Origin of the sequence: Bradyrhizobium sp. 141, assembly GCF_023074055.1 — a bacterium.
Taxonomy (GTDB): domain Bacteria; phylum Pseudomonadota; class Alphaproteobacteria; order Rhizobiales; family Xanthobacteraceae; genus Bradyrhizobium.
This window is the reverse complement of sequence record NZ_JADPKR010000038.1, coordinates 1-2635: the sequence shown is the minus strand read 5'-3', so window position 1 is coordinate 2635 and position 2635 is coordinate 1. Positions and strand designations below refer to the sequence as shown.

4 protein-coding genes are annotated in these 2635 nt (G+C 61.8%); 1 reads left to right on the top strand and 3 read right to left on the bottom strand.

Features of this window, described 5'->3' with window-relative positions:
• On the bottom strand, positions 1–180 hold a 180-nt coding region (locus IVA81_RS11450; RefSeq protein WP_247316450.1), incomplete at its 3' end, for a hypothetical protein.
• A 93-nt stretch (positions 181–273) separates the two neighbouring features.
• On the opposite strand from IVA81_RS11450, the gene tnpB reads away from it, so the two are divergent.
• The gene (gene tnpB / locus IVA81_RS11445) at positions 274–561 is read left to right on the top strand and encodes an IS66 family insertion sequence element accessory protein TnpB (protein WP_247316440.1); all 288 of its coding nucleotides are present in this window, start codon (positions 274–276) and stop codon (positions 559–561) included.
• Here the strand turns inward: tnpB and IVA81_RS11440 are convergent.
• Entirely contained in the window at positions 549–1031 is a 483-nt protein-coding gene (locus IVA81_RS11440; protein ID WP_247316439.1) for a hypothetical protein, read from the bottom strand. The genes tnpB and IVA81_RS11440 overlap by 13 nt on opposite strands.
• 302 nt (positions 1032–1333) lie before the next feature.
• On the bottom strand, positions 1334–2635 hold a 1302-nt coding region (locus IVA81_RS11435; protein ID WP_247316430.1), incomplete at its 5' end, for a recombinase family protein.

Below are 2635 nucleotides of genomic sequence, written 5' to 3'. Positions count from 1 at the left end.
AACAACGGGATCGAGGTCATCGCCAAGCCGACCGACCGTCAGCCCGCAACCGCCGCCGCCTGACCGGCTCCGGCCGTCACCAAAAATTGGCGATAGCTCTCGGCCCGGCTTTGTGCCGGCGATAGTGATGCCGGATCCGCCGCCAGTGCAGTCGACGGCTACGTCGGCGAGCGGACGCATGGAGATTGTCTCCGGCAAAGCTTATCGCGTGATCGTGGATGCCGGCGTCGATATGACCGCGTTGTCGCGCGTGTTGGATCTGCTGGAGCGGCGATGATCCCGGTCGCAGCAGGGGCGAGAATCTGGATCGCAACCGGTCACACCGACATGCGCAAAGGCATGCAGGGTTTGGCATTGCTGGTGCAGGAGGGCCTCGGGCGAGATCCCTTTGCCGGCGACGTCTTTGTGTTCCGTGGTCCGATCCTTTGGCACGATGGACTGGGCATGTCGCTTTATGCCAAGCGGCTGGAGCGCGGCCGTTTCCTCTGGCCGTCGCCGGCGGATGGCGTGGTGACCATCACCCCGGCCCAGCTTGGCTATCTGTTCGATCACCCATGTTGATGCCCCTCCTTGCTAGGCTGACAGATTCTTAGATCAAGTTGCGCAATGACGTGGTTTCGAAGGTCGCGGACAGCGTCAAGAATGGATGGTGTATTCGGGAAGAGATAGGCGCCGCTTGACTGGCGATCAATCAGCAGACGCTTAGTTCGGATCTGCACATAGAGCCAGTTCACCGGGATCTTAAGCGTTCGGGCCAGTTCGGGCGGGCTGAGGAGTGAGTCGGCATGCACCCATCGGTTGCGCTGGGTAATCACCTTGATGGCAGCGGCACGACGGAGCCGCCCAACGGTGATGGGCAGCACCTTATCGGCGCAATGAGGAGAGCGGTGGCCTTCCTGAGTAAGGATTGCGGCGATCTCGTCGTCTGGGACGCCGTCGCGGGCAAGCGCCAGCAGGCGCGCCCGCATCTCTGTGCCTCGCGTCAATCTGGTGACGGAGTTGACGCTCATCCTCACCTCGAGCTCCGTCACGGCGCCTCCTCGCCATCCTGGCCAGGGCCAAGTCGTACTCACCGCGGTCGAGCACGACCTTTTCGATGAGGCATCGCAACAACGCCTTGCGATGCGCATCCGAAATAGTCTCGTCAGCCCATATCTGCGGCAAGCGGCCGGTGAGGCTGATGACCTTGTTGTCGAGCTCCTTGCTTATGGCCACTTGTGTGATGGCTTTGGAGGGCGTCTGTCGGGCAAGCGCCTCTTCGGCGGCTCGCACGTCGGTTAGCGCCGCTTCCCATCGGCACTCGAGTTCTGAGGCGACCAGGCGATTGTCTGGATCAGCTCGGTTGAACTGCCGTTCGGCGAGCGCCGCCGTGTACCGCTTGCGCTCGAGCTCTCGTTCTGCGCTGGAACGTAACGCATTGTTCATCTGCTGCTGGACCCGGCGGGAGTGCGACAAGGCATCGAGTTCGGCCGGCGCCAGTGCAGTTAGGAATGCATCGGCAACGGCCGCATCGATACGGTTGGCCCGGATGTGTTGGCAGGTCGGCTGGCCTTCCTGGGTACGCAGGTGATTGCATACATACTCGCCGCCCCCCCTTGTAGCGGACGTACATCTTATGGCCACATCGTGCGCACCAGGCGATGCCGTGGAGCAGAAGCTCGCCATCGCGAGGCGCGCCTCGGGTTTTGATGCGCATGTATTCGGCTCGGTTATCTCTGATGACGGCTCGGATTTTTTCATAAATTGGCCAGTCGATATAGGCAGGATATCGATCTTTGACGACGATCCGCCACTCCTCAATCGGCCGCGGAGCCTTTTGCGGCAGGGCGCCCTCCCGCTTCGGCGGCTGGAAGTGGGTTCGTCCATAGACGAAGGCACCCGCGTATGCGGGGTTCTTCAAGACGGCCGCCACTGCAGCCAGCGTCGCGCGCGTCCAACGCAAATCGCCATGCCGATCACGACGTGGCAGTTCGAGGTCACGCTCGTTCAACGCCCGCATGACCTTGGCAACGCTGCGCAGTTGCAGGAACAGTTGGAAGACGAGACCGAGCCGCCCTTGCACGGCCATGTCGGGATCCTTAACGACCACGCCGCTCGGGTCCCGCATCAGCCCAATTGGCAGCATAACCGCAAGTTCGCCGCGTTCGGCTTTAGCCAGCAGGCCGGCGGTCAGCCGGCTGCGGATCGTATGTAGCTCAAGCTCGGAGATCGAACCTTTCAGCCCGAGAAGCAACCGTCCGTTGGGAGTGCCCGGATCATAGACACCATCGCGGTCGGCGATCAGACAGCCACGCAGACCACAGATATCCAGGAGCGGATACCAGTCGGTACAATTACGCGCCAAGCGCGTCACGTCGATCGACAGGATGAGCCCCACTTCACTCAGGCCAACACGGCCAACGAGTTCTTTGAAGCCGTTACGATGCGCTGTAGACGCGCCGCTCAACCCGAGATCGGTGTCAATCACGTCGATGGCCGCCTCACGCCATCCGAGTTCGCGGGCGCGCTTGCGAAGCGCGTACTGAAGGCGCAGGCTCTCCTGATTGCTTACGACCTGGTGGGGCGTCGACTGCCGGATGTAGACTACGGCTTTGCGCGCCAAGTGGCTTGGTGTGACCAACTCGGACTTCATGCA